General features: G+C 41.6%; 2 protein-coding genes. Both read left to right on the forward strand.

What is annotated here, in order from left to right; translation table 11 throughout:
* The first annotated feature begins 7 nt into the window (after positions 1–7).
* Positions 8–1,129 carry an MFS transporter gene (locus ABV001_RS08220; RefSeq protein ID WP_502929866.1) on the forward strand — a complete coding sequence of 374 codons (1,122 nt, stop codon included), beginning with the start codon at positions 8–10 and terminating at the stop codon, positions 1,127–1,129.
* 12 nt (positions 1,130–1,141) lie between these two features.
* Positions 1,142–3,229, forward strand: a complete 2,088-nt coding sequence (locus ABV001_RS08225) for a glycoside hydrolase family 36 protein (protein ID WP_352422351.1) — start codon at positions 1,142–1,144, stop codon at positions 3,227–3,229.
* Positions 3,230–3,311: the final 82 nt, after the last annotated feature.

The following is a 3,311-nucleotide window of genomic DNA, read 5'->3' on the forward strand; positions in this document are numbered from 1 at the left end:
GCCCGTAATGTTTGGTTTTTTTATTATGGGATTTGTAGACATTATCGGAATTGCCATAAACTATGTGAAACAGGACTTTATTTTCCTGAATGATACTTTAGCCAATATGTTGGCTATGTCATGCTTCTTTTGGTTTTTAGTGCTTTCCATACCTACAGGAATGCTAATGAATAAAATTGGCCGGAAAAGAACAGTACTTTTAAGTTTTGTACTGCAGGTTATTGCTTTTTGTATTCCAATCATTTCGTATGATTTTATAATGGTAATGATTGCGTTTGCTGTTGTCGGGATAGGAAATACCTTATTGCAGGTTGCCCTCAATCCGTTGGTGACAGATGTAGTACAAAAAGGAAAGCTGACCGGTACACTTACTCTTGGACAATTTGTAAAAGCTGTCTGCTCGTTTCTTGGGCCTATCATTACAAGTTGGGCGTCGGGAATGGCTTTTGGCTGGAAACTGATATTCCCGGTTTATGCTGTTACCTCTCTGATTGCCCTTGTCTGGTTGTGGCTTACTCCGATCGAAGAATCGAAAAAGGGAGAAACGGTTTCATTTCGTATGACCTTTAAATTGTTCAACGATACATATATCGTAGCCTTTTTTATTGGAATATTGGTACTTGTGGGTGTCGATGTCGGAATGAATACGACTTTCCCAAAACTTTTGATGGAGAGATGCGGTCTTGAGTTAACCGAAGCCGGATTGGGAAATAGTGTTTACTTTTTTGCCCGCACACTCGGGGCTCTGGGAGGTGGAATATTCTTGTTGAAATATTCTGAAACTAAATTTTTTACTTTCAGTGTATTGTTAGCCGCGATAGGACTTGTGGGGATGCTTATGACCGGAAATTTATGGGCAATGCTTGCTTGTGTGGTTATTTTCGGATTAGGCTATGCCAATCTTTTTGCCATTATCTTTTCACTATCGTTAAAACGTGTTTCTGATCGTGCCAATGAAGTCTCCGCACTTCTTATCATGGGTGTTTCGGGAGGCGCTTTATTGCCGCCCCTGCTGGGTGTTGTTTCGGACAAATTCGGTACCCAGATGGCAGCTTTACTCGTAATAACCATTGTGTGGTTGTATATGGTATGGTTGATTGGTAAAGTTAAAGGGATTAATAGTAAATAATTGATTACAATGATGTTGATAAGAATATATAAAAGTAATATGGTTTGTTTTATCACTTTATTGATAGTGACATTCCTTTGTCCGACGCAATTAAAAGCACAGCAAAAGACCAGGTATACGGATAAACCGGTGAATATAAGTCAATGGATTAACGGAACTTTTGCACAAGGTAAAATACCTCCTTTTTCTTTTGTCTATGATGGAAAAGAGTCTAAATCCTTTTTACGAGCATGGAATTACTCTTCGCAGAAGCTCGTCAGTGACGAAGCGAATGTTGTAAAATATCGTTTTACGTATGAAAGTAAGCAAGCCGATCTTAGAATAGATTGTGATGTGGATGGCTATACCGATTACGATGCTGTAAAGTGGGTATTGCATTTTACAAACACCGGATCTGGGGATTCTAAAATCATATCATCTGTGAACGTGATCGATATGGATTTTGAGTATGCCAACAGAGGTGATTTTATTCTCCATTCGGCAGAAGGTAATCACATATCCAAAGCTGATTTTCATCCCCGGTCAACAGTGTTGACAAAAGGCGAAACCATTCAGCATATGCCTGAAGGGGGGCGCTCTTCTGAAACGGCATTTCCTTTCTTCAATATCGAATCTCCGTCGGATCAGGGATTTATGTTTGCAATCGGGTGGTCTGGTACGTGGGTAAGCGATTTTGTGCAAAATACAGATAATAGCATCTCTATCCGTTCGGGAATGAAACGTTTTGAGAGTTACCTCAAAGCAGATGAAACGATTCGTACTCCGTCTATGTGTTTACTTTTCTGGAATTCTAAAAATCGAATAGACGGGCACAACAAATTCAGAAGGTTCGTACTGGCACACCAAAGCAGAAAGATTGACGGGGAATTTGCAAAGTATCCGCTCTCCAGCGGATTTAACTATAGGGATCCGGCTCCATGCACGGAATATTCCTGTTTGACCGAAGATTACGCTATCGCCATGATCCGGCGCTACACTCAGTTCGGATTAATACCGGAAGTCTATTGGTTAGATGCCGGGTGGTATACCGGTGCAGCTGATTTTGAGATGGATCGGACCTGGGCAAATACGGTAGGTAACTGGACCGTTGATAAGTCAAGGTTCCCAGGAGGATTGAAACCTATTGCTGATGAAGTGCACAAAGTAGGCGCGAAATTTATGGTGTGGTTTGAGCCGGAGAGGGTGATCGAAGGAACGCAATGGGCGGTAGAACATCCGGAGTGGATGCTTCGGTTACCGGATAGCCATCTGCACGGTTGGTTATTGTTCGACCTGGGTAATCCGGAGGCCCGTAAATGGATGACTCAATGGATTATTGATATGATTCGTGAAAACGGGATTGATTACTACCGGCAGGATTTTAATATGAGGCCGGATGCATACTGGGAAGCAAACGATGAGCCCGGACGTATCGGAATGAAGGAAGTACGACATATTGAAGGACTTTATACTTTCTGGGATGATTTGATGGCAGAATTTCCCGAACTGCTGATTGACAATTGTGCGAGCGGAGGACGTCGTTTGGATTTGGAGACCACTTCCCGAAGTGCGCCGCTCTGGAGAAGTGATTACTATCATTACGATGATCCGGATGGTTATCAGGGACATACCTATGGATTAAATTTCTTTTTACCGTTACATGGAACAGGCATTCTACAGACAGATACCTATTCGTTCCGTTCGAGCATCAGCAGTGCGTTGATCTATAACTGGAAGATAACAGACAAAAATGTATCTTATGTCGATATGCAAAGCTGCCTGAAAGAATACGCAGAGGTTCGTCCATATTTTTATGAAGATTACTATCCTCTTGTCGGAATAGAAGACCTGACACGAGATGATATCTGGCTTGCATACCAGATGCACAGACCATCAGATGAAAGTGGTATTATTGTGGCTTTTCGTCGCGAAAAATCGGAAGACAACAGCCTGATTGTCCGGTTGGGAGGAGTCCAGGCCGATAAAAGCTATAAGGTCATCAATAAGGATGATGAGAATTTTACGTCGGTGAAGAGTGGTAAGGAGTTGTCAGAGGGATTCAAACTGAGTATACAACAGCCGAAAGGATCCCTGTTGTTGCATTATGAAATCATTAAATAATATATCGAAATTATGAATAAACATATTGTGTTATATATCACCATTTTGTCATTATTTATTATCTCCGGCTCTTCGTATGGAC

Origin of the sequence: Proteiniphilum sp. (assembly GCF_040307845.1) — a bacterium.
In the GTDB taxonomy this organism is placed as follows: Bacteria; Bacteroidota; Bacteroidia; order Bacteroidales; family Dysgonomonadaceae; genus Proteiniphilum.